This window comes from Pseudomonas salicis, assembly GCF_057128705.1.
In genome coordinates this window covers 508,330-528,166 of the sequence record NZ_JBSKHU010000004.1, presented here as the reverse complement: position 1 = coordinate 528,166, position 19,837 = coordinate 508,330, and the positions used below count along the sequence as shown (strand labels likewise).

Below are 19,837 nucleotides of genomic sequence, written 5' to 3'. Positions count from 1 at the left end.
GCGTCAAACCTAGCCTGATGTTCCCTTCCAGGAGCGCACCACCATGTCCAGCGATCCTCTGCTGCAGCCCTATAAAATCAAGAACCTCACCCTGCGCAACCGCATCATCACCACCTCCCACGAACCGGCGTATCCGGTGGATGGCATGCCCAAGGATTTGTACCGCGCTTACCACGTGGAGCGGGCCAAGGCCGGTGTAGCGCTGACCATGACCGCAGGGTCGGCGGCGGTGTCCCGCGACAGCCCGCCGGTGTTCAACAACGTGCTGGCGTACAAGGACGAGGTGGTGGGCTGGCTCAAGGACCTGACCGACGAATGCCACGAACACGGCGCGGCGGTCATGATCCAGTTGACCCACCTCGGGAGGCGTACCCGCTGGGACAAGGCCGACTGGCTGCCAGTGGTGTCGCCCTCCCATCGTCGCGAAGCCTCGCACCGCTCCTTCCCCAAGAAGCTGGAGGACTGGGACATTCAGCGGATCATCAAGGATTACGTTGACGCCGCCGAACGCATGAAAGCGGCCGGCATGGACGGCCTTGAGCTTCAGGCCTACGGTCACTTGATGGACCAGTTCTGGTCGCCACTGACCAACGATCTGGACGGCGACTACGGCGGTTCGTTGGATAACCGCCTGCGTTTCACCTTCGACATCCTGCGTGGCATTCGCAAGCAATGCGGCGAAGACTTCCTGCTCGGCGTGCGCTACACCGGCGACGAAGATTTGCCCGGCGGGTTCGGCGCGGCGGACGGCATCGAGATTTCGAAACGCTTGAAAGACAGCGGCCTGGTGGACTTCCTCAACGTGGTCAAAGGCCACATCGACACCGACGCCGGGCTGACCGACGTGATCCCGATTCAAGGCATGCGCAACTCTCCGCACCTGGATTTCGCGGGCGAGATTCGTGCGGCCACGGGCTTCCCGACCTTTCACGCCGCGAAGATTCCCGACGTCGCCACCGCCCGCCACGCCATCGCCTCGGGCAAGATCGACATGGTGGGCATGACCCGCGCGCACATGACCGACCCGCACATCGTGCGCAAGATCATCGAGAAGCGCGAAGAAGAGATTCGTCCCTGCGTCGGCGCCAACTACTGCCTGGACCGCATCTACCAGGGCGGCGCGGCGTACTGCATCCACAACGCGGCCACCGGGCGCGAAACCACCATGCCCCACGAGGTTCCCAAGGCTGCGGTGAAACGCAAGGTCGTGGTCATCGGCGCAGGCCCCGGCGGGCTGGAAGCGGCGCGGGTCGCGGGCGAACGCGGGCATGACGTGACGGTGCTGGAAGCAGCGGATCAACCGGGCGGGCAGATTCGCCTGACCTCACTCAGCGAACGTCGTCGCGAGATGATCAGCATCATTGACTGGCGCATGGCGCAGTGCGAGCGGCTGGGGGTGAAATTCCAGTTCAATACCTGGGCCGAAGGGCAAACAGTCTTGGACCTGGAGCCGGACGTGGTGATCGTCGCCACCGGCGGCCTGCCCGACACCGAAGTGTTGAAAGAGGGCAACGAACTGGTGGTCTCGGCCTGGGACATCATTTCCGGTGACGCCAAGCCGGGCAAGAACGTGCTGATTTTTGACGACGCGGGCGACCATGCCGCATTGCAGGCTGCCGAAGTGATCGCCCAGAGCGGAGCGCGTCTGGAAGTCGTGACGCCGGACCGCTCGTTCTCGCCGGAAGTCATGGCCATGAACCTGGTGCCCTACATGCGCAGCCTGCAGGACCTGGACGTGGTGTTCACCGTGACTTATCGCGTGGAAGCCGTGCAACGTCGCGACGGCAAACTCGCCGCGATCTTCGGCAGCGACTACGGGAAGGTCAACAAAGAGCGCATTGTCGACCAAGTGGTGATCAACCACGGCACGTTGCCGATGGACGAGCTGTATTTCGAACTGCGTCCGCTGTCCAGCAACCAGGGCGCGGTGGAACAGCACGATTTGATCGCGGGCAAGGCGCAGAATCTGGTGACCAACCCTGAAGGGCGTTTCCAGCTGTTCCGGATTGGCGATGCTGTCGCGGCGCGCAACACCCATGCGGCGATTTACGATGCCTTGCGGTTGGTGAAGGATTTGTAGATCCGGCACAGATTGCAGCGCTGAACACAGGGTCTCGGTACGCCGCAGGTCCTGTGGGAGACGCCAGACCTGTGGGAGCGAATTTATTCGCGAAAAATAAATCAGCCGATAGAGATGCACAGTCTGACCTGGCCCCTCGCGAATGAATTCGCTCCCACGGGGGGCGTGTTTCATTCAGATAAACAGGGCCATCCAGCGATGTGAATACCGCGCATTACATGCCTTTCCGTGCGATATCCGCCCCGGCCTGCACTGCGCGGCCTATCTGCTCTTCAAACCCTGCCTCGATCAAGCTCTGCAACCCCGCGGCCGTCACGCCTTTGTACGCCACCAACGCATCAATCATCCCTTGGGGATCGTGATTGGCCAGCAACTGACTCGCCGACACCACCACTCCTTTCGCCGCCTGTCGTGCGACGTCTTCAGGAATGCCTGCGATCACCGCTTGCCGCGTCAACGCCGTCATCAGCAGCGCAGGAAACGCCGGCCCGGTGCCGGACAGCGCACTCAAATAATCGATGCCGTCTTCCGTCGGCACCCGACTGGCTGTGCCCACGCACTCCAACAGCCCCTGAATGAACGTCACCTCAACCGCGTCCAGCCCTTGAGCACAATGCCAGGGCGTGAACGACTGCCGGATTTCAATCGCCGCATTGGGCATCGCGCGAACAATGACGGAGGCCCCGGTCGCGGCGCTGATCGCCTGAGACGTGACACCCGCCATCAGCGAAATAACCTGCTTGCCAGCTGCCTGAATGTTCAGTGCCTTGAACTGTTCGGGGCGCACGGAAAGGATCACCACATCGCTGGCTTCCACCAACGCCTGGTTGTCGGCCAGCACCTGCGCGCCAGTGTCCGCCAACGGGTGGCTGCCCGAACGGTTCGACACGATCAATTGGTTCGCCGGGATGAACCCCGTGTCGAGCAATGCGTGAGCCAGCCCGCCACCCAACCAGCCGGTGCCGCCAATGATGCCGATGTGTTCAGTTGCCATGGGCGGTCTCTTCGAACGTCTCGGCGAGGGGCACGAATTCGCCCGGCTCTTTTTCGGCGTAACCGAAGGCGCCATAGAAGCGGTCCAGCTCCCGTCGTTTCGGGGCCTTGCCGGTGAAGATCGCCACGTAATGCGGGATGCGTCGGAAACGCTCGGTGATATCTTCACTGGTCTTCATCGAGATGTAACCGATCTGCGTCAGATAAATCGTCCGCGCCCGTGTGTCAGCGGCGTCGGGGTCGTAGCCGAAGCGGCGGAACATCGCCGCCAGTGCGTTGATACGTGAGTCGTCCGCAGCGGCGATTTCCGAGGCCACTTCCTCGGACTGCAAGGCCCAGCTGCGCACCGCGAATTCGAATTGGGAATCGAACAGCTCGGGGTTCAGCCAGCATTCGAAAACGTTGAGGATCGCTTCGGTGATGTTTTCGGCATACCCTTCGGACTGCTTGACCATGCCGCCGGTGTTGTTGTCCTTCCAGCGTGCCAGCAAGGCGGCCAGCAATTGTTCGCGGTCCTGAAAGAACCAATAAAAGCTGGTGCGAGAGAGGTTCAGGCGCTTGGCCAGGGGCATGACGCGCACGGCGTCCACACCGGATTCCTTCAAGGCGTCGTAGGCAGCTTCCAGCCATCCTTCCGGCGATCCGCGCCAGCCGGAGTCCTGGGATTTGCCTCGTTCCTTGCCTGATACCGACATCTGATGTCGCCTTTGTTCGATTGTGAGTGAATGAACTGTACGCCCCCGCTTCTTTGATGTACATCCGTGTACATTCGAATGACGCTGTGTCAATCACCCCGCATCTGGCGCGCTTATGCAGTCCGACTCTTCCCCTCAAGCAGCGCCGCTCAAAGAAGAGCCGTCGAAGAAGGTTAAAGGCTACCGACGCCTGATTCCCTCGATGACGGCGCTGCTGGTGTTCGAGGCCGTGGCCCGGCTTAGCAGCTTCACCCTCGCGGCGCAGGAGTTAGGGGTGACGCAAGCGGCGGTCAGCAAGCAGATTCGTTTTCTCGAAGAAACCCTCGGCACGCGCCTGTTCCATCGTCTGCACCGGGCGATCAAGCTGACCAGCGAGGGCTACACGCTGTTTTCGGTGACGTCCGAATCCCTGCAACGGGTCGCAGGAGTCTTCGACAAGATTCACGAAGGCATCAGCGAGCAGGAAATCGTCCTCGCCAGCACCTCGGCGTTTTCACAGCTGCGGATTCTGCCGCGCCTGGGCGCCTTGCGACGAGAGCAACCGAACCTGCATTTGCGGCTGGTCACCCACATGCTCACCCCGGATTTGCGCAGCGACGACATCGACCTGGCGGTGCGTTACGGCGATGGCAAATGGGATGACGGTACGTCGATTTTCCTGCTTGACGAAGAGGTGTTTCCGGTGTGTTCGCCGGGCTGGCTGGCGACCCATACCGCGCCAATTTCGGCGGAAGATTTCATGCACGTGGAGCTGATCGATTCCGACGCCACGCTGGAAGGCTGGATGACCTGGAATGGCTGGTTCAAAGCCTTGGGCGACGAGCGTCCCCGCCTCAAATACGCCCTGCGTTGCAGCTCCTACACCGACACCATCCAGGCTGCATTGCAAGGGCATGGCGTGGCGCTGGGCTGGAATCGGCTGTTGGAGCCATTACTGGCGCGAGGGGAATTGGTGCGGCTGACGTCCTACGTGGTCAGGCCCAAGGATGCCTATTACGTGGTCGTGCCCAACGGGCGCAAGGCCACGCCATTGGTGCAGGGGTTGGTGGAATGGTTGCGCGACGGCATGCACGATGCCCTGTAGCAGTCCGGCTTGCCGGCGGTGGCGTCCTGAAAACCGCTGCCGCCGGCAAGCCGGACTGCTACAGACGGCGGCGCCGATGAGATAGCCACTGCCCGCACGCCACGCTGCCACATCGCATAACTTCTAGCTATGCGAACCTGAAAATATAGCGCGTTGACGCTTTTTTCTGCCCTCTCGATACTGGGCTCATCGAACACATCCCCTTATAAGATCCAGCCTCTGAGGTGCAGTCATGAGCATTGCCGCCGTCGATTTCCATCGCCAGTTAGTTGCCACGCGAACGCCCGGTCATGGCATGAACGGCGCGTTATTCGGTCGTGAAGACATCTTTGAAAACGATGTCCATATCTTCTTTAATCAGCACTGGATATTGGTCGGCGTGACGGCGGATATTCCCGAACCGGGCGATGTTTCGACCATCGACATTGGCAAATCCTCGATCCTGCTGGTACGCGATGATGACGAGCAGATTCAGGCGTTTCGTAACGTCTGCCGCCATCGCGGGGCGCGGTTAAAACCGGCGGGCAAGTCCACGGTGGGCATGCTGGTCTGCCCTTATCATCAATGGACGTATGACCTGGACGGCAGCCTCAAACATGCCGCGCACATGGGCAAAGACTTCAATGCCAACTGCAGAAGTTTGATTCCCGTTCATACCAAAGTGGTCGGTGCACATATATTTGTGTGTCTGGGTGAACAACCGCCGGAAGACATTGCGCACCTCGAACAGACCCTGACTCCGCGGTTTGCGCCGTACAACATGACCTACACCAAAATTGCCCATGAATCGGAAATCATCGAGAACGGCAATTGGAAACTGGTCATCGAGAATAACCGCGAGTGTTATCACTGCGCGGGCACTCACCCGGAACTCACTGCTTCATTCCTGCCGGAAGACTTCGGTTTTTGCGCAGATGGCTTGAGCGAAGAATCCCTTAAAGCCCTGGACGAATACGAACAGCGCAACGCCGCTGCGAAGAAAAGCTGGGAGGACGAAGGCTTCGTCTGCGACGCCGTCGAGCATCTGGACGTGGACGCCGTGACGCAATTTCGTACGCAGCGTTTGGTGATCGCTGGCAATGGCGAATCGCAAACCCTCGACACCCGCGTCGCCTGCACCAAGCTGTTTGGCGACCTGACTCGCCGCGACCTGGGCGATGTGCACCTGTGGACCCACAACTCCTGGACTCACGTCATGAGCGATCACGCGGTGATTGCCTACATCATTCCGCTGGAACCGGGCAAAACCCTGGTGCGCACCAAATGGCTGGTGAACGCTGACGCCGTGGAGGGCGTGGATTACAACGTCGACAGGCTGGTGGAAGTGTGGAACGCCACCAACCTGCAAGACGCCGATCTGGTGGCGATCACCCACAGCGGCACGCAAGACCCTGCGTATTCGCCCGGCCCGTTTTCGGCGTTCACGGAATCCTACGTCGATCAGTTTTCGCGCTGGTACGCCGCGCGGCTTGCGGCCCACGGTGTGTGAGGAATGATCATGACCCGATTCGAGACATTGCCTACCCAGCTTGGTAACGCGTCCTCGCAGCAACGCTTCACCGACGCGGACACCTGGGGTGCGTACGGCGCGCAGTGGAACAGCGGCGAGCAGAAAACCCTGCTGTGCTGCGACGTGCGCGACGAAACCCATGACGTGAAGACTTTCAGCTTTCGCTGCCCGGACTTCAACGCGCTGAGTTTCGAGCCGGGGCAATTCATCACGATTTCGCCGGTGATCGCCGGGCAGACCATCGCCCGTTGCTACACGCTGTCGTCATCGCCCACGCGGCCGTTCTCGTTCTCGATCACGGTCAAGCGTGTGCCGAATGGCGTGGTGTCGAACTGGCTGCACGACAATCTGCGGGCGGGCGATACGCTCGGGGCTTCAGGACCAGCTGGCAGTTTTACTCCGGTCGGTCATCCCGCCGCCAAGTTGCTGTACCTCTCGGCAGGGTCGGGCGTGACGCCGTTGATGTCCATGACCCGCGCCGGTTTCGACCTGTCGGCGCAGCTGGATGTCGTGTTCGTGCACAGCGCGCGGACGCCCGTCGATATCGTCTTTCACGACGAACTGACCCGCATGCAGGCGTTGATGCCCGGACTGCGGGTGCTGAATGTGTGCGAGGGCCTGGGGGCTCACGTGGACTGGAAGGGGCCGGTCGGTCGCCTGAGTCTGGAGCTGCTGAGTGAGGCTGTGCCGGACTTCAAAGAGCGCGAGGTTTTCACCTGCGGGCCGAAGGGCTACATGGACGCGGTGAAGGCGCTGCTGAAAAACGGCGGTTACAATTTCGCCCATTATCACGAAGAGAGCTTCGACATTGCGGCGCTGGTGGAAGAGCCGTTGATCGAGGCCGCCCCAAGTGTCGAGCAGGGCGAGAAGCTGTTCACCGTCACCCTGTCCCGCTCCGGCAAGACCTTCAGCATGCCCGCAACGCAGACCGTGTTGTCAGCAGCGAAAAAGGCCGGGGCCATCGTGCCGTCGTCGTGCAGCCAGGGCGTGTGCGGCACCTGCAAAACTTCGTTGCTGCAAGGGACGGTGGAGATGAATCACAACGGCGGGATTCGCCAACGGGAAATCGACAAGGGGTTGCGGTTGTTGTGTTGCAGCAAGCCGACGTCTGATCTGGTGATTGATTTATAAGTCAGTGGGCGATCCCGTCAGGCCTGCACATGGGTCTCCTGTGGAAGCGCATTCATTCGCGAAAAATGTGTCAGGCGATAGAGATGTGTGGCCTGCACGGGCGAATCGCGAATGAATTCGCTCCCACAGGGGAGGTTGCGTACACCTGCCAGACCAAGCGCGCTCAGCGCTCACCCACCACCGCGCTCACGTGAATCGCATCGTGTCGCCAATACTCCAGGTCGCAATCGATCAGCCGTCCGCGCTGGTCATGGTTGACCCTGGCAATCCGCAACCCAGGGCTGCCGATCGACACTTTCAACGCTGCCGCTGCCTCAACAGGTAACGCCGTCGGCACCATCTCGAATCGCACCTGGCCGTAACGAATGTCGTAATGGCGGGCGTAGAGTTCGGTCAGGGACTGGTTCAGGTCGAAGTCCAGAATCTGCGGAAAATACTCGGGGTTGAGGCAGTGCTCGACGTACAGCACCAAGCGCTCATCGATGCGTCGGGCGCGGCAAATCTGGATCACGCTGGACAAGGCTGGCAGTTGCAGCCACCCGCAAATCGCTGCGGACGCAGGCTGCAACCGGGCAGAAATCACTTGGGTCGCGGGCACCCTGCCCTGCGCTTCGACCATCGCGTGGAAGTGGCTGCGGCGCATCAGGTCGTACGCGAGACGCGGTGGAGAGATGAACCAGCCTCGGCGCTCTTCGCGATAAATCAGCCCTTGAGCTTCCAGCTGCACCAGCGCCTCGCGCAAGGTAATGCGCGTGGTGTCGAAGACTTCGCTGAGTTTGCGTTCGGCGGGCAACTTGCTGCCAGGCGGCAACAGACCGTGTTCGATCTGCTCTTGCAGGGCATTGCAGATGGTCGTCACCGCACGGGGCACATCTTGGCGCATTGCGTTACCTATCTGGACTAGACCAGCGCTAATCGGGGGCAAAGCGTACCGCTCAAGCGCCCGCTTCAATGACCCAGAGCCTAGGCAGCCTAGATGACTGTTCCGTGACATTCCACCGCAATCGGCTTGAAAAATCAGCCATTTAAAAGACATTAACCTTTTCAGATCAGCCACTTGGCCATGGTCTACGCTTATTCCACAGCCGTACCCCCTGCCTGGCGTCATTCAAGCAAAAGACGGTCCAGACACGAAAGTGTCATGAGGCTCGCCTAACTTGGCTCAGGTATTGCTGACCTAGACCAAACCATTAGAGACACCCACCCGCAACCACCGCTTCCCCGACCCTTTCCCAATCGAGGTCGAGAAGTGACCAAAGGAGCTTCGAATGAAACACCTTTTGCTGGCATCACTCCTGGGTTCGGCCATCGCGCTGAGCACATCGGCCATGGCCGCGGACACCGACCTTAAGACGCTGGAAGCTGCGGCCAAGACCGAAGGCGCGATCAACAGTGTGGGGATGCCCGATGACTGGGCGAACTGGAAAGGCACCTGGACCGACCTGACCGCCAAGTACGGCCTCGTGCACATGGACACCGACATGAGCTCGGCGCAGGAAGTCGCCAAGTTCGATGCGGAGAAAGACAACGCCAGTGCCGACATCGGTGACGTGGGTGCCGCGTTCGGCCCTATCGCCGTCACAAAGGGTGTGACCCAACCGTACAAACCGACCACCTGGAGTCAAATCCCGGATTGGGCAAAAGACAAGGACGGTCACTGGGCACTGGCCTACACCGGCACCATCGCCTTCATCGTCAACAAAAAGCTGCTGCACGGCTCCGACGTGCCGAAGTCCTGGGCTGACCTGAAAGACGGCAAATACAAAGTCACCATCGGTGACGTGAGCACCGCCGCTCAAGCCGCCAACGGCGTGCTGGCCGCCGCCATCGCCATGAAAGGCGACGAGACCAACATCGCCCCTGGCCTGCAACTGTTCACGGAACTGGCGAAACAGAAACGCCTGGGCATCAACAACCCGACCATCCAGACCATGGAAAAAGGCGAAGTGGAAGTCGGCATCGTCTGGGACTTCAACGGCCTGAGCTACAAGGCCAAGATGGCCAACCCGGATGACTACGTGGTGCTGATCCCGTCCGATGGTTCGGTCAAATCCGGCTACACCACCATCATCAACAAATACGCCAAGCACCCGAACGCCGCCAAGCTGACCCGCGAATACATTTTCAGTGACGAAGGTCAGATCAACCTCGCGAAGGGCAACGCCCGTCCGATTCGCGCTGAAACCGGTCTGAAGCTGCCGGAAGAAATCGCGAAAAACCTGATCCCGTCCGAGCAATACGTCAAGGCGAATCCGCAGCCGATCAAAAACGCAGACGCGTGGGAAAAAACCTCGAAAGCCCTGCCGCAGCAGTGGAACGAGCAGGTCATCGTAGAGATGCAGTAAGACCCCAGTGGCGCTTCAGGGATGAAGCGCTATGTGTAACGCCACACGTCCCCTGTAGGAGTGAGCTTGCTCGCGATGAGGTTCGTCCAGAGACCTCAACAGAGCCTGACCCACCGAGATCGCGAGCAAGCTCACTCCTACAGAAAATCGGTGTCAGGTCTGCTGTAGAAATACAGAACCCCAGCCCCCCTCCCGGAGCGCGCATGAAACACAACGTCATCCTCATCCTGCTGGACGGCCTGAGTTACAGCGTGGCGCAGCATGCGATGGGGCATCTGCTGGCGTACCGGAACGCAGGTCGCGCCGCGCTCTATAAGCTGGAATGCGAGCTGCCTGCCCTGTCCCGCCCCCTTTACGAATGCATCCTGACCGGCGTGCCGCCCATCGACAGCGGCATCGTGCACAACCACGTTTCCCGTCTGTCCAACCAGCGCAGCGTCTTTCACTATGCCGCAGCCGCCGGGTTGAACACCGCCGCAGCGGCCTATCACTGGGTCAGTGAGCTGTACAACCGCAGCCCCTTCATCGCCGCCCGTGATCGCCACACCGATGACATCGATCTACCGATTCAGCACGGCCATTTTTACTACGTCGATCACTACCCCGATTCCCATCTGTTCGACGATGCCGAGCATCTGCGAACCGCGCATCAGCCGAATTTCCTGTTCATCCACCCGATGAACATCGACGACGCTGGACACAAACACGGCCTCGACACCCCGCAATACCGCAACAGCGCGCGCTCGGCCGACATCATCCTCGCCGAGTACCTGCAACGCTGGCTCGACGCGGGCTACCAAGTGCTGGTGACCGCCGACCACGGCATGAACAACGACCGCTCCCACAACGGCATCCTGCCGGAAGAACGCGAGGTACCGCTGTTCGTCATCGGCGACGCGTTCAGCCTCGACCCCGGCGCGCAACCGAAACAGACCGAGATCTGCGGCATCGTCTGCGAGCTGCTCGGCGTGCCCCACGACAAACCCGTCTGCAGAGAGGTGCTCAAGTGAATTCACAGAGTCGCGGCAAATGGCTGGGGCTTTTGTGCCTGGTGCCGTTTGCGATTTTCTTCATCGCGTTTCAGATCGCGCCGCTGGCGTGGGTCGCGATCAACAGCCTGCATTCGGACGTCGGCTGGGGCATCGACAACTTCGTCAAAGCCTTCAACTCGCGCTTCTACCGACAGGCCATGCAATACAGCCTGGAGATCAGTTTCTGGTCGAGCCTGATCGGCATCGTCATCGCGATTCTCGGCAGTTATTCGCTGCGCAAAGTCCCCTCGCGGCTGCGGGATTTCGTCAGCGCCTTCGCCAACATGACCAGCAACTTTTCCGGCGTACCACTGGCCTTCGCCTTCATCATTCTGCTGGGCTTCAACGGCGCGCTGACGTTGATCCTCAAGCAGGCCGGGATCATCGACGACTTCAACCTGTATTCGAAGACCGGCCTGATCATCCTCTACACCTACTTCCAGATTCCCCTCGGCGTGTTGCTGCTGTACCCGGCGTTCGACGCGCTGCGTGACGACTGGCGCGAATCGGCCTCGCTGCTCGGCGCCAGCGGCTGGGATTTCTGGCGGCACATCGGCATTCCGGTGCTGACCCCTGCCCTGCTGGGCACCTTCGTGATTCTGCTGGCCAACGCACTTGGCGCCTATGCGACGGTCTACGCGCTGACCACCGGTAACTTCAACGTGCTGCCGATCCGCATTGCCGCGATGGTGGCCGGGGACATTACGCTGGACCCGAACATGGCCAGCTCCCTGGCGATGATTCTGGTGGGCATGATGACCCTCGTGACCGTCGTCCATCAGTGGCTGTTGAAGAGGAGCTACCATGTCTCGCGCTGAACACGGCCCGGTCGGGCTTTACCACCGCGTGGTGGTGTACATCCTGTTTCTGATCCTGCTGGCGCCGTTGCTCGGCACGTTTGTGTATTCGATCGCCACCAGCTGGTCAGCGACCATTCTGCCCGCAGGCTTCACCTACAAATGGTACGTGGCGCTGTGGAGCGACCCGCGCTTTCTGATGGCCTTCGCCCAGTCGCTGTTGGTCTGCGTCGGCGCGCTGATCCTCTCGGTGGTGCTGGTTCTGCCCCTGTTGTTCGTGGTGCATTACCACTTCCCTAAACTCGACGCGCTGATGAACATCCTCATCCTGCTGCCTTTCGCGGTGCCGCCGGTGGTGTCGTCGGTGGGGCTGTTGCAGCTCTACGGTTCGGGGCCGCTGGCGATGGTCGGCACGCCGTGGATTCTGATCGGTTGCTACTTCACCGTGGCCCTGCCGTTCATGTACCGGGCGATCACCAACAACCTGCAAGCGATCAATCTGGTGGACCTGATGGACGCCGCGCAACTGCTTGGCGCCAGCACCTTTCAAGCGGCGTTCTTGGTGGTGCTGCCGAACCTGCGCAAGGGCCTGATGATCGCCCTGCTGCTGTCATTCTCTTTCCTGTTCGGCGAGTTCGTGTTCGCCAACCTGCTGGTCGGCACCCGTTACGAGACCCTGCAGGTGTACCTCAATAACATGCGCAACAGCAGCGGCCACTTCAACAGCGCGCTGGTGATCTCTTATTTCTTCTTCGTATTGCTGCTGACCTGGGCGGCCAACCGACTGAACAAGGACAAAGACTGACATGAGCTTCGTCACTGTCGAAAACCTGCAAAAGAACTATGCCAGCACCGCTGTGTTCAGCGACATCAACTGCGTGATCAACCAGGGCGAATTCGTCACCCTGCTCGGCCCGTCCGGCTGCGGCAAGTCCACGCTGTTGCGCTGCATTGCCGGGCTGACCTCGGTCACCAGCGGCAAGATTTTTCTCGATGGCAAAAACATCGTCCCCGTGTCGCCACAGAAGCGCGGGATCGGCATGGTGTTTCAGAGCTATGCGTTGTTCCCGAACATGAACGTGGAGCAGAACGTCGCCTTCGGTTTGCGCATGCAGAAGGTCAGCGCCGAGGAAACCAAGCAGCGCGTGGCGGAAGTGTTGAAGCTGGTCGAGCTGAACGAGCTGGCCAAGCGTTACCCGCACCAGATGTCGGGCGGGCAATGCCAGCGTGTGGCGTTGGCCCGCTCGCTGGTGACCCGCCCTCGCCTGCTGCTGCTCGATGAACCGCTGTCGGCACTCGATGCGCGGATTCGCAAACATTTGCGTGAACAGATTCGTGCGATTCAGCAGGAACTGGGTCTGACCACGATTTTCGTGACCCACGATCAGGAAGAAGCGTTGACCATGTCCGACCGGATTTTCCTGATGAACCAGGGCCGGATCGTGCAAAGCGGCGACGCCGAAACCCTGTACACCGCGCCGGTGGATGCGTTTGCCGCAGGCTTCATCGGCAACTACAACCTGCTCGAAGCCGACGCCGCCAGCCGCCTGATGCAACGCCCCATCAACAGCCGCGTGGCGATTCGTCCGGAAGCCATTCAACTCAGCCTCACCGGCGCGCTTGAAGGCGAAGTGCGCAGCCACAGTTTGCTGGGCAATGTGATTCGCTACCGCATCGAAGCGCGCGGGGTGGAGCTGGTGGTCGACGTGCTCAACCGCTCGGCTGATGACTTGCACCCGAACGGCCGCCGCGTCACCCTGAACATCGAAGCGTCGGCGTTGTGTGAAGTGGCGTGACTGGCTGAGCGCTGTACCTGTAGGAGCGTGGCTTGTCCCGCGACCTGCCGGGAACCGGCAGCAAATTCAGTAAACGCGGTGTGTCAGGAATGCAGGGTCGTCAGGTTTTAGGACGGGTGCCCCGTCCATCGCGGGACAAGCCGCGCTCCTACAGGTCCGCGCAGGCCAACCGATCTGTGTATGTTTTGATTTAAGAGGACCAACACCATGGCACTGGCCATTTTCGATCTGGACGAAACCCTGATTCACGGCGACTGCGCCAGCTTGTGGAGCGAGCAGATGGGGCGTCTGGGCTGGGTCGACACCGAGTGGTTCATGAAGAAAGACCATGAACTGATGGAGGCCTACAGCAAGGGCGATCTGGCGATGGAGGACTACATGGCCTTCAGCCTGGAACCCATGATCGGTCGCACGCCTGAAGAGGTGGATTTCCTCGTCGGCCCTTGGGTCGAGGACTACATCGAACCGATCATTTTCAGCGACGCCACCCGCACCATCGCCGAACACCGCGCCAACGGCGACCGCATCCTGATCATCTCCGCTTCAGGCGTGCACCTGGTAAAAGCCATCGCCGACCGCATCGGCGTCGACGAAGTGCTGGCCATCGATCTGGAGGTCGCCCACGGCGTCTACAGCGGCAAGACCACCGGCGTGCTGACCTACCGCGAAGGCAAGATCACGCGGTTAATGGAGTGGCTGGATCAGGAAGGCGAGAATCTGGAAGGGGCGAGTTTCTACTCCGATTCACGCAATGATTTGCCGCTGTTGCAGAAGGTAGATTTTCCCCACGTGGTCAATCCGGATCCTGCCCTGCGAGAAGCAGCAGAAAAAGCCGGCTGGCCGATTCATAGCTGGAAATGACGCTTGCACTCACTTGAGGCCCACATCCTCCTGTAGAAGTGAGCTTGATCACGAATGCGCCGGCCCAAGCACTGGATAGCGCCTGGGCTAACGCTTTCGCGAGCAAGCTCGCTCCCACAGGTGAGAAACGTCAGAACGATTTGTCAGACCAGCGTTTCATCAATCACCAACACCACCTTCCCCGACACCTGATTCGTCGCCAGTTCCGCGTAAGCCTCTTCCGCTTCGAGGATTGGAAAGGTCCGCGCCAGCTGTGGGTTAAGGCGGCCTTCGGTGAACAGCGGCCAGACGTGTTGCCCCAGATCGGCGAGTAGATCGGCCTTGAACTGATCGTCGCGACTGCGCAGGGTCGAGCCGAGGATCTGGATGCGTTTGCCGAGGACCAGCGCCAGGTCCAGTTCAGCCTTGCGTCCGCCCATCAGGCCGATCAACACCAGACGGCCATCGGTGCCCAGCACTTTCAGGTTCAGCGCGGCATAGTTGGCGCCCACCGGATCAAGAATCACGTTGAACGGCCCGAAGTCGCTGAGGCCGTCCAGGCTTTCGCCGCGGATCACCCCGCCCTGTGCCCCGAGGTCTTCGCAATACTTCAGCCGCTCTGCCGAGCCAACACTGACCCAGCACGGGCTGCCGAACGCCTTGCACAGCTGAATGGCAGCTGAACCAACGCCACTTGCTCCCGCGTGCAGCAAGACTTTTTCACCTGGCTTCAGACCGGCCAACTGGAACAGATTGAGCCACGCGGTTGCGTAGACTTCGGGAATGCCCGCCGCTTCATGCAGCGACATACCCTCCGGCACCGGCAAAACATGCCGTGCGTCGACCACCACTTCCTCGGCCATCGCCCCGCCTGCAACCAGCGCGCAGACGCGGTCTCCCACGGTCCAGGACGTGCCCGGCCCCACTTCGGCGATCACCCCGGAACACTCCATCCCCAGAATTTCGGTGACGCCCGGCGGCGGCGGATACAGGCCCGCGCGCTGCAACAGATCGGCCCGATTGAGCCCGGCCGCGGCGACCTTTATGCGAACCTGGCCTACATCGAGCGTCGGTGATGGCTGTTCAACCCATTCCACATGACCTTCAACGCCTTGCAATGCTTTCACGGTGCCTCCATAGTGAGTCTTGACTGAGCTCGATGTGCCTCGCGGCCGTTCGGGCTTTTTGCATTATGCGACCGGGTTTCGCATCAGGTTGTGTGAATACACCACGTGCGACGGCAGGACAAGGCAGCCGAACGCAGTGGTCTTCACGGAGCCTGTAGGGAACCGGCGACCTCAAAGACGGCCTAATATGCGTTATCAATTGTCCCCGCGTCGAATCAGCATGAAGCATTTTTTGCCCAGCACCACCCTTGCATTCCTCATTGGCCTGGCTGCATTGCCAATGTCGGCCAGTTCGTTCGCAGCCAACAGCTGGGACAATCTTCAGCCTGATCGCGATGAAGTCATCGCCAGCTTGAATGTCGTGGAGTTGCTCAAACGCCACCACTACAGCAAGCCGCCGCTGGACGACAAACGCTCGGAAATCATCTATCAGAGCTACCTGAAGCTCCTCGATCCTGCGCGCAGCTATTTCCTCGCCAGCGACATCGCCGAGTTCGACAAATGGCGCTTTCAGTTCGACGACTTCCTCAAGAGCGGCGATCTGAATCCGGGATTCACTATCTACAAACGCTATCTGGACCGCATCAAGTCGCGTCTGGATTTTGCGCTGGCCCAATTGGATAAAGGCGTCGACAAGATCGACCTGACCACCAACGAAACGTTGCTGGTCGATCGCAAAGATGCGCCATGGCCGAAAAACGAAGCCGAACTCGACGACCTGTGGCGCAAACGCGTCAAGGATGAAGTCCTGCGCCTGAAGATCGCGGGCAAAGACCCGGCGAAAATTCAGGAAACCCTGACCAAGCGCTACAAGAACCAATTGGCGCGCCTCGGCCAGACCCGCAGCGAAGACATCTTCCAGGCGTACCTGAACACCTTCGCGATGTCCTACGACCCGCACACCAATTACCTGTCGCCTGACAGCGCGGAAAACTTCGACATCAACATGAGTCTGTCGCTGGAAGGCATCGGTGCCGTTCTGCAAAGCGACAACGACAATGTGAAGATCGTGCGCCTGGTGCCCGCAGGCCCGGCGGCGAAGACCAAGCAGGTCGCGACGGCTGACAAGATCATCGGCGTTGCCCAGGGCGACAAAGAGATGGTCGACGTGATCGGCTGGCGTCTGGACGAAGTGGTCAAGCTGATTCGCGGTCCGAAAGGCTCCGTGGTGCGTCTGGAAATCGTCCCGGCCAGCAATGCGCCGAACGACCAGACCACCAAGATCGTGTCGATCACCCGTGAGGCTGTGAAGCTCGAAGAGCAAGCGGCCAAGAAGTCGGTCCTGCACCTGAATCAGGACGGCAAGGATTACAAGCTGGGCGTGATCGAGATTCCTGCCTTTTATCTGGACTTCAAGGCCTACCGTGCCGGGGATCCTGAGTACAAGAGCACGACCCGCGACGTGAAAAAACTGCTGACCGAATTGCAGTCCGAGAAAGTGGACGGCGTGGTCATCGACCTGCGTAACAACGGCGGGGGTTCGCTGCAGGAAGCCACCGAGCTGACCAGTCTGTTCATCGACAAAGGTCCGACCGTGCTGGTGCGTAACGCTGACGGTAAGGTCGACGTGCTGGAAGACGAAAACAGCGGCGCGTTCTACAAAGGCCCGATGGCGTTGCTGGTCAACCGCCTCTCGGCCTCGGCTTCGGAAATTTTCGCCGGCGCCATGCAGGACTATCACCGCGCGTTGATCATCGGCGGCCAGACCTTCGGCAAGGGCACCGTGCAGACCATTCAGCCGCTGAACCACGGTGAGCTGAAACTGACGCTGGCGAAGTTCTACCGGGTGTCCGGTCAGAGCACGCAACATCAGGGCGTCCTGCCTGACATCGCCTACCCGTCGATCATCGACACCAAGGAAATCGGCGAAAGCGCGCTGCCGGAAGCGATGACCTACGACACCATCAAGCCTGCGATCAAGCCGGCGGTGGACCCGTTCAAACCGTTCCTGGCCCAGCTGCAATCGCGTCACGACGTGCGTTCTGCCAAAGACGCCGAGTTCGTGTTCGTCGAACAGAAACTCGCGCTGGCCAAGAAACTCATGAGCGAGAAGACCGTCAGCCTCAACGAAGCCGAGCGTCGCGCCGAACACGCCGACATCGACGCCAAGCAGCTGGTGATGGAAAACACCCGTCGCAAGGCCAAGGGCGAAGAACCGCTCAAAGAGCTGAAGAAAGAAGACGAGGACGCACTGCCGGTGGACGACGACAAGACCAAGCCGGAAGACGATGCGTACCTGGCTGAGACTGGCCGGATTCTCCTCGACTACCTCGGTTTGAGCGGGACAGTGGCGAAGAAGTGAGCAAAGCAGAACGGGCGTACGAACCTTCGCCCTCCCTGTAGGAGTGAGCTTGCTCGCGATTGCGTCAGGCCGGCCGGTTAGCTAAATGCATCAGGCAGACCGATATCGCGAGCAAGCTCACTCTTACAGTCCAGTGGGATCATGAAAGACGACGAGGTGATGGCAAAGCGTCATCAAACAGTCATGAATCTGTCGTGAAATACGGGGCTCGGCGCCAGGCGTCGAGCCCCTTTTTCTTGCTCCGAGATTGCCATGACCGTGACCGAACAGCTGAGCGCCTTGAGTGCGATTTTGACTCACCGCGACTTGCACAGCCTGTTCCAACCGATTGTGTCGCTGCCGGATCGCCGGATCCTTGGCTACGAAGCCCTGACCCGCGGCCCGTCCAACAGCGCCCTGCACTCCCCCATCAGCCTGTTCGCTGTTGCCCGTCAGACCGGTCGCCTGAGCGAGCTGGAACTCGCCTGCCGCGAATCTGCCTGCCGACGTTTCAGCGAGCAGAAGCTGGAAGGCAAACTGTTCCTCAACATCTCGCCCGAATCCCTGCTGGAGCCTTCACACCCGCCGGGACGCACCTTGCAGCTGTTGCAACGCTACGGCATTCCGCCGAGCCAGGTGGTGATCGAGCTGACCGAACAGACGCCGACCGACGACTTCGGCCTGCTGTACAACGCGTTGTATCACTACCGCGATATGGGTTTTTCCATCGCACTGGACGACCTGGGCGCGGGCTATTCCAGTCTGCGCCTGTGGTCCGAGCTGCGTCCGGATTACGTGAAGATCGACCGCCACTTCATCGACGGCATTCATCAGGATGCTGTGAAGCGCGAGTTCGTCGGCTCCATGTTGCAGATGGCCAAGGCCTCCCGGGCGCTGGTGATCGCCGAAGGCATCGAATTGCAGGAAGAGCTGGAGGTGCTGATCGACATGGGCGTCGAGCTGGTGCAGGGCTATCTGCTGTGTCGCCCGCAAGAACACCCACCCCGCGACGCTCGCGCGCTGCTGCCGATGCTCGGTCCGAGCGCAGGGAGTTTCAGTGGCGCAGTGGGCGACCTCGATTTGCTGCTCAACACTCAACCTGTGGTGCTTGAATCCACGCCGATTGCTGATGTGCTGGAACTCTTTCGTCGCCATGGCGATCTGCACGCCCTGGCCATCGTGGATGAAGGTCATCGCCCCGTAGGCGTCGTCCATAGGAATGCGCTGTCGGACCTGCGTGTAACCACTCGCGCCTGATGGGGCCACTGATCGATGGCGAACGCCGCCCCGCCGGGCCGCGATGATCTAACTCGGCTTGACCTCTTCCGCGTATTCGAACTCGAACACCCGCACGACTTCGGCGGCGTGCCAGGAAGCAGCAGCGATGCCGTCGGAGGGGCCGGTGAAACGGCCGAGGCGTTCAGCGCATTCGAAGAAGCCGGTGCGCGGCAGACGGCTGGCGCCCTGACTGATGACCAGCGAGCTGCGCAACGGCTGTTCGGCTCGGGCGTCGAGGGCGGCGAGGTGTTCGAGGGCGGCGGTCAGGGTTTGCATCGCCGGAGTCGGCAATTGCAGGCGTTCAAGCAAGGCGCGGTAGGTGACCAGATGGCGTTGGCGACGGGCGAGGTCCAGCTCACTCAGGAGCGCCTCCCAATGCTGACGGCTGATGCGCACGCTCATGCTTCACCTCGCCAGCCCGGCACGCCCAATTCCCAGGCGAGACTGCGCTGTATGGCGGCGTCGGGCTCACGGTTTCCGCTTTCGATCATTTCCAGATAAGAAGGGCTGATCCCCACCGCTCGGGCCAGTACGGCCAGCTCGACACCCTTGGCCTGGCGCAGTGACCCCAGTTGGTCGAACGAGGGCAAATCCGAATCGGCAGCGGCGGACGCGGCAGACTGGTCGGACGGGGCTGCCTCCGGTGCACGGGACACGCCCGCCGCCTTCAACAGCGCCTGATACTCCGCCCATGGCAACACCGCGTATTCTGGCTCTCCATCGCGAGAAATAACCTGAAGATCCATAACCACCCCCTGTAGGACGAATAGCCGTTTCTTGTAATCTTTTTCTCTGTATTGGCGGCATCTTACCAGCGGAAGAGGGGCAAAGGCGTACGGGGGATCGACA

The 19,837-nt window shown here is 60.5% G+C and carries 17 protein-coding genes and 1 pseudogene; 12 read left to right on the top strand and 6 right to left on the bottom strand.

Annotated elements, in window-relative coordinates; genetic code table 11:
- Positions 1–43: 43 nt before the first annotated feature.
- Positions 44–2,080 (top strand): NADH:flavin oxidoreductase, encoded by a 2,037-nt coding sequence (locus tag ACWKWE_RS17140; protein WP_166593373.1) that lies wholly within the window; start codon positions 44–46, stop codon positions 2,078–2,080.
- 214 nt (positions 2,081–2,294) lie between these two features.
- On the opposite strand, the gene ACWKWE_RS17135 is transcribed toward ACWKWE_RS17140, so the two are convergent.
- Both ACWKWE_RS17135 and ACWKWE_RS17130 read right to left on the bottom strand, forming a co-directional pair.
- Positions 2,295–3,074 carry a pyrroline-5-carboxylate reductase family protein gene (locus tag ACWKWE_RS17135; protein WP_483851185.1) on the bottom strand — a complete coding sequence of 260 codons (780 nt, stop codon included), beginning with the start codon at positions 3,072–3,074 and terminating at the stop codon, positions 2,295–2,297.
- Positions 3,064–3,768 (bottom strand): TetR/AcrR family transcriptional regulator, encoded by a 705-nt coding sequence (locus ACWKWE_RS17130; RefSeq protein WP_166593375.1) that lies wholly within the window; start codon positions 3,766–3,768, stop codon positions 3,064–3,066. The genes ACWKWE_RS17135 and ACWKWE_RS17130 overlap by 11 nt, the downstream gene beginning before the upstream one ends.
- A gap of 115 nt (positions 3,769–3,883) precedes the next feature.
- Here ACWKWE_RS17130 and ACWKWE_RS17125 point away from each other — a divergent pair, with 115 nt between their 5' ends.
- The 3 genes from ACWKWE_RS17125 (at position 3,884) to ACWKWE_RS17115 (ending at position 7,493) form a co-directional block, all read left to right on the top strand.
- Positions 3,884–4,852 carry a LysR substrate-binding domain-containing protein gene (locus tag ACWKWE_RS17125; protein WP_483851184.1) on the top strand — a complete coding sequence of 323 codons (969 nt, stop codon included), beginning with the start codon at positions 3,884–3,886 and terminating at the stop codon, positions 4,850–4,852.
- Between the two features lie 232 nt (positions 4,853–5,084).
- The gene (locus tag ACWKWE_RS17120; RefSeq protein ID WP_166593377.1) at positions 5,085–6,341 is read left to right on the top strand and encodes an aromatic ring-hydroxylating oxygenase subunit alpha; all 1,257 of its coding nucleotides are present in this window, start codon (positions 5,085–5,087) and stop codon (positions 6,339–6,341) included.
- A 9-nt stretch (positions 6,342–6,350) separates the two neighbouring features.
- Complete coding sequence (locus ACWKWE_RS17115) at positions 6,351–7,493, top strand: FAD-binding oxidoreductase (protein ID WP_483851183.1); 1,143 nt, start codon at positions 6,351–6,353, stop codon at positions 7,491–7,493.
- Between the two features lie 163 nt (positions 7,494–7,656).
- Here the strand turns inward: ACWKWE_RS17115 and ACWKWE_RS17110 are convergent, their stop codons facing one another.
- Positions 7,657–8,376: a UTRA domain-containing protein gene (locus ACWKWE_RS17110; protein WP_166593379.1), complete on the bottom strand. Its 720-nt coding sequence runs from the start codon at positions 8,374–8,376 to the stop codon at positions 7,657–7,659.
- A gap of 385 nt (positions 8,377–8,761) precedes the next feature.
- Between ACWKWE_RS17110 and ACWKWE_RS17105 the strand changes: the two genes are divergently transcribed.
- From ACWKWE_RS17105 to ACWKWE_RS17080, 6 genes are all read left to right on the top strand, one after another.
- Positions 8,762–9,838 (top strand): ABC transporter substrate-binding protein, encoded by a 1,077-nt coding sequence (locus ACWKWE_RS17105; RefSeq protein ID WP_166593380.1) that lies wholly within the window; start codon positions 8,762–8,764, stop codon positions 9,836–9,838.
- A 203-nt stretch (positions 9,839–10,041) separates the two neighbouring features.
- Positions 10,042–10,848 carry an alkaline phosphatase family protein gene (locus ACWKWE_RS17100; protein WP_483851182.1) on the top strand — a complete coding sequence of 269 codons (807 nt, stop codon included), beginning with the start codon at positions 10,042–10,044 and terminating at the stop codon, positions 10,846–10,848.
- Positions 10,845–11,687: an ABC transporter permease gene (locus ACWKWE_RS17095; protein WP_483851181.1), complete on the top strand. Its 843-nt coding sequence runs from the start codon at positions 10,845–10,847 to the stop codon at positions 11,685–11,687. Before ACWKWE_RS17100 ends, ACWKWE_RS17095 begins: the two co-directional genes overlap by 4 nt.
- Positions 11,674–12,471, top strand: coding sequence for an ABC transporter permease (locus ACWKWE_RS17090; RefSeq protein ID WP_166593383.1), 798 nt, complete (start codon positions 11,674–11,676; stop codon positions 12,469–12,471). Before ACWKWE_RS17095 ends, ACWKWE_RS17090 begins: the two co-directional genes overlap by 14 nt.
- Position 12,472: 1 nt before the next feature.
- Complete coding sequence (locus ACWKWE_RS17085) at positions 12,473–13,462, top strand: ABC transporter ATP-binding protein (protein WP_483851180.1); 990 nt, start codon at positions 12,473–12,475, stop codon at positions 13,460–13,462.
- Positions 13,463–13,669: 207 nt separating this feature from the next.
- Positions 13,670–14,323 carry an HAD family hydrolase gene (locus ACWKWE_RS17080; protein WP_483851179.1) on the top strand — a complete coding sequence of 218 codons (654 nt, stop codon included), beginning with the start codon at positions 13,670–13,672 and terminating at the stop codon, positions 14,321–14,323.
- Positions 14,324–14,466: 143 nt separating this feature from the next.
- Here the strand turns inward: ACWKWE_RS17080 and ACWKWE_RS17075 are convergent, their stop codons facing one another.
- Complete coding sequence (locus tag ACWKWE_RS17075; RefSeq protein WP_483851178.1) at positions 14,467–15,429, bottom strand: NAD(P)H-quinone oxidoreductase; 963 nt, start codon at positions 15,427–15,429, stop codon at positions 14,467–14,469.
- Between the two features lie 220 nt (positions 15,430–15,649).
- Here ACWKWE_RS17075 and ACWKWE_RS17070 point away from each other — a divergent pair, with 220 nt between their 5' ends.
- Together ACWKWE_RS17070 and ACWKWE_RS17065 are read left to right on the top strand one after the other, a co-directional pair.
- Positions 15,650–17,731 carry a carboxy terminal-processing peptidase gene (locus tag ACWKWE_RS17070; RefSeq protein ID WP_483851177.1) on the top strand — a complete coding sequence of 694 codons (2,082 nt, stop codon included), beginning with the start codon at positions 15,650–15,652 and terminating at the stop codon, positions 17,729–17,731.
- Between the two features lie 252 nt (positions 17,732–17,983).
- Positions 17,984–18,943 (top strand): annotated as a pseudogene (locus ACWKWE_RS17065) (EAL domain-containing protein); the annotation flags it as partial.
- Between the two features lie 72 nt (positions 18,944–19,015).
- Here ACWKWE_RS17065 and ACWKWE_RS17060 read toward each other — a convergent pair.
- Both ACWKWE_RS17060 and ACWKWE_RS17055 read right to left on the bottom strand, forming a co-directional pair.
- Positions 19,016–19,390 carry a hypothetical protein gene (locus ACWKWE_RS17060; RefSeq protein ID WP_166593390.1) on the bottom strand — a complete coding sequence of 125 codons (375 nt, stop codon included), beginning with the start codon at positions 19,388–19,390 and terminating at the stop codon, positions 19,016–19,018.
- Complete coding sequence (locus tag ACWKWE_RS17055; protein WP_483851176.1) at positions 19,387–19,734, bottom strand: helix-turn-helix domain-containing protein; 348 nt, start codon at positions 19,732–19,734, stop codon at positions 19,387–19,389. The genes ACWKWE_RS17060 and ACWKWE_RS17055 overlap by 4 nt, the downstream gene beginning before the upstream one ends.
- Between the last annotated feature and the right edge of the window lie 103 nt (positions 19,735–19,837).

Excerpts from the sequence above, each read along its gene's own strand:
- ACWKWE_RS17140 (WP_166593373.1), top strand. The coding sequence starts at position 44 with ATGTCCAGCGATCCTCTGCTGCAGCCCTATAAAATCAAGAACCTCACC.
- ACWKWE_RS17135 (WP_483851185.1), bottom strand. The coding sequence starts at position 3,074 with ATGGCAACTGAACACATCGGCATCATTGGCGGCACCGGCTGGTTGGGT.
- ACWKWE_RS17130 (WP_166593375.1), bottom strand. The coding sequence starts at position 3,768 with ATGTCGGTATCAGGCAAGGAACGAGGCAAATCCCAGGACTCCGGCTGG.
- ACWKWE_RS17125 (WP_483851184.1), top strand. The coding sequence starts at position 3,884 with ATGCAGTCCGACTCTTCCCCTCAAGCAGCGCCGCTCAAAGAAGAGCCG.
- ACWKWE_RS17120 (WP_166593377.1), top strand. The coding sequence starts at position 5,085 with ATGAGCATTGCCGCCGTCGATTTCCATCGCCAGTTAGTTGCCACGCGA.
- ACWKWE_RS17115 (WP_483851183.1), top strand. The coding sequence starts at position 6,351 with ATGACCCGATTCGAGACATTGCCTACCCAGCTTGGTAACGCGTCCTCG.
- ACWKWE_RS17110 (WP_166593379.1), bottom strand. The coding sequence starts at position 8,376 with ATGCGCCAAGATGTGCCCCGTGCGGTGACGACCATCTGCAATGCCCTG.
- ACWKWE_RS17105 (WP_166593380.1), top strand. The coding sequence starts at position 8,762 with ATGAAACACCTTTTGCTGGCATCACTCCTGGGTTCGGCCATCGCGCTG.
- ACWKWE_RS17100 (WP_483851182.1), top strand. The coding sequence starts at position 10,042 with ATGAAACACAACGTCATCCTCATCCTGCTGGACGGCCTGAGTTACAGC.
- ACWKWE_RS17090 (WP_166593383.1), top strand. The coding sequence starts at position 11,674 with ATGTCTCGCGCTGAACACGGCCCGGTCGGGCTTTACCACCGCGTGGTG.
- ACWKWE_RS17085 (WP_483851180.1), top strand. The coding sequence starts at position 12,473 with ATGAGCTTCGTCACTGTCGAAAACCTGCAAAAGAACTATGCCAGCACC.
- ACWKWE_RS17080 (WP_483851179.1), top strand. The coding sequence starts at position 13,670 with ATGGCACTGGCCATTTTCGATCTGGACGAAACCCTGATTCACGGCGAC.
- ACWKWE_RS17070 (WP_483851177.1), top strand. The coding sequence starts at position 15,650 with ATGAAGCATTTTTTGCCCAGCACCACCCTTGCATTCCTCATTGGCCTG.
- ACWKWE_RS17060 (WP_166593390.1), bottom strand. The coding sequence starts at position 19,390 with ATGAGCGTGCGCATCAGCCGTCAGCATTGGGAGGCGCTCCTGAGTGAG.
- ACWKWE_RS17055 (WP_483851176.1), bottom strand. The coding sequence starts at position 19,734 with ATGGATCTTCAGGTTATTTCTCGCGATGGAGAGCCAGAATACGCGGTG.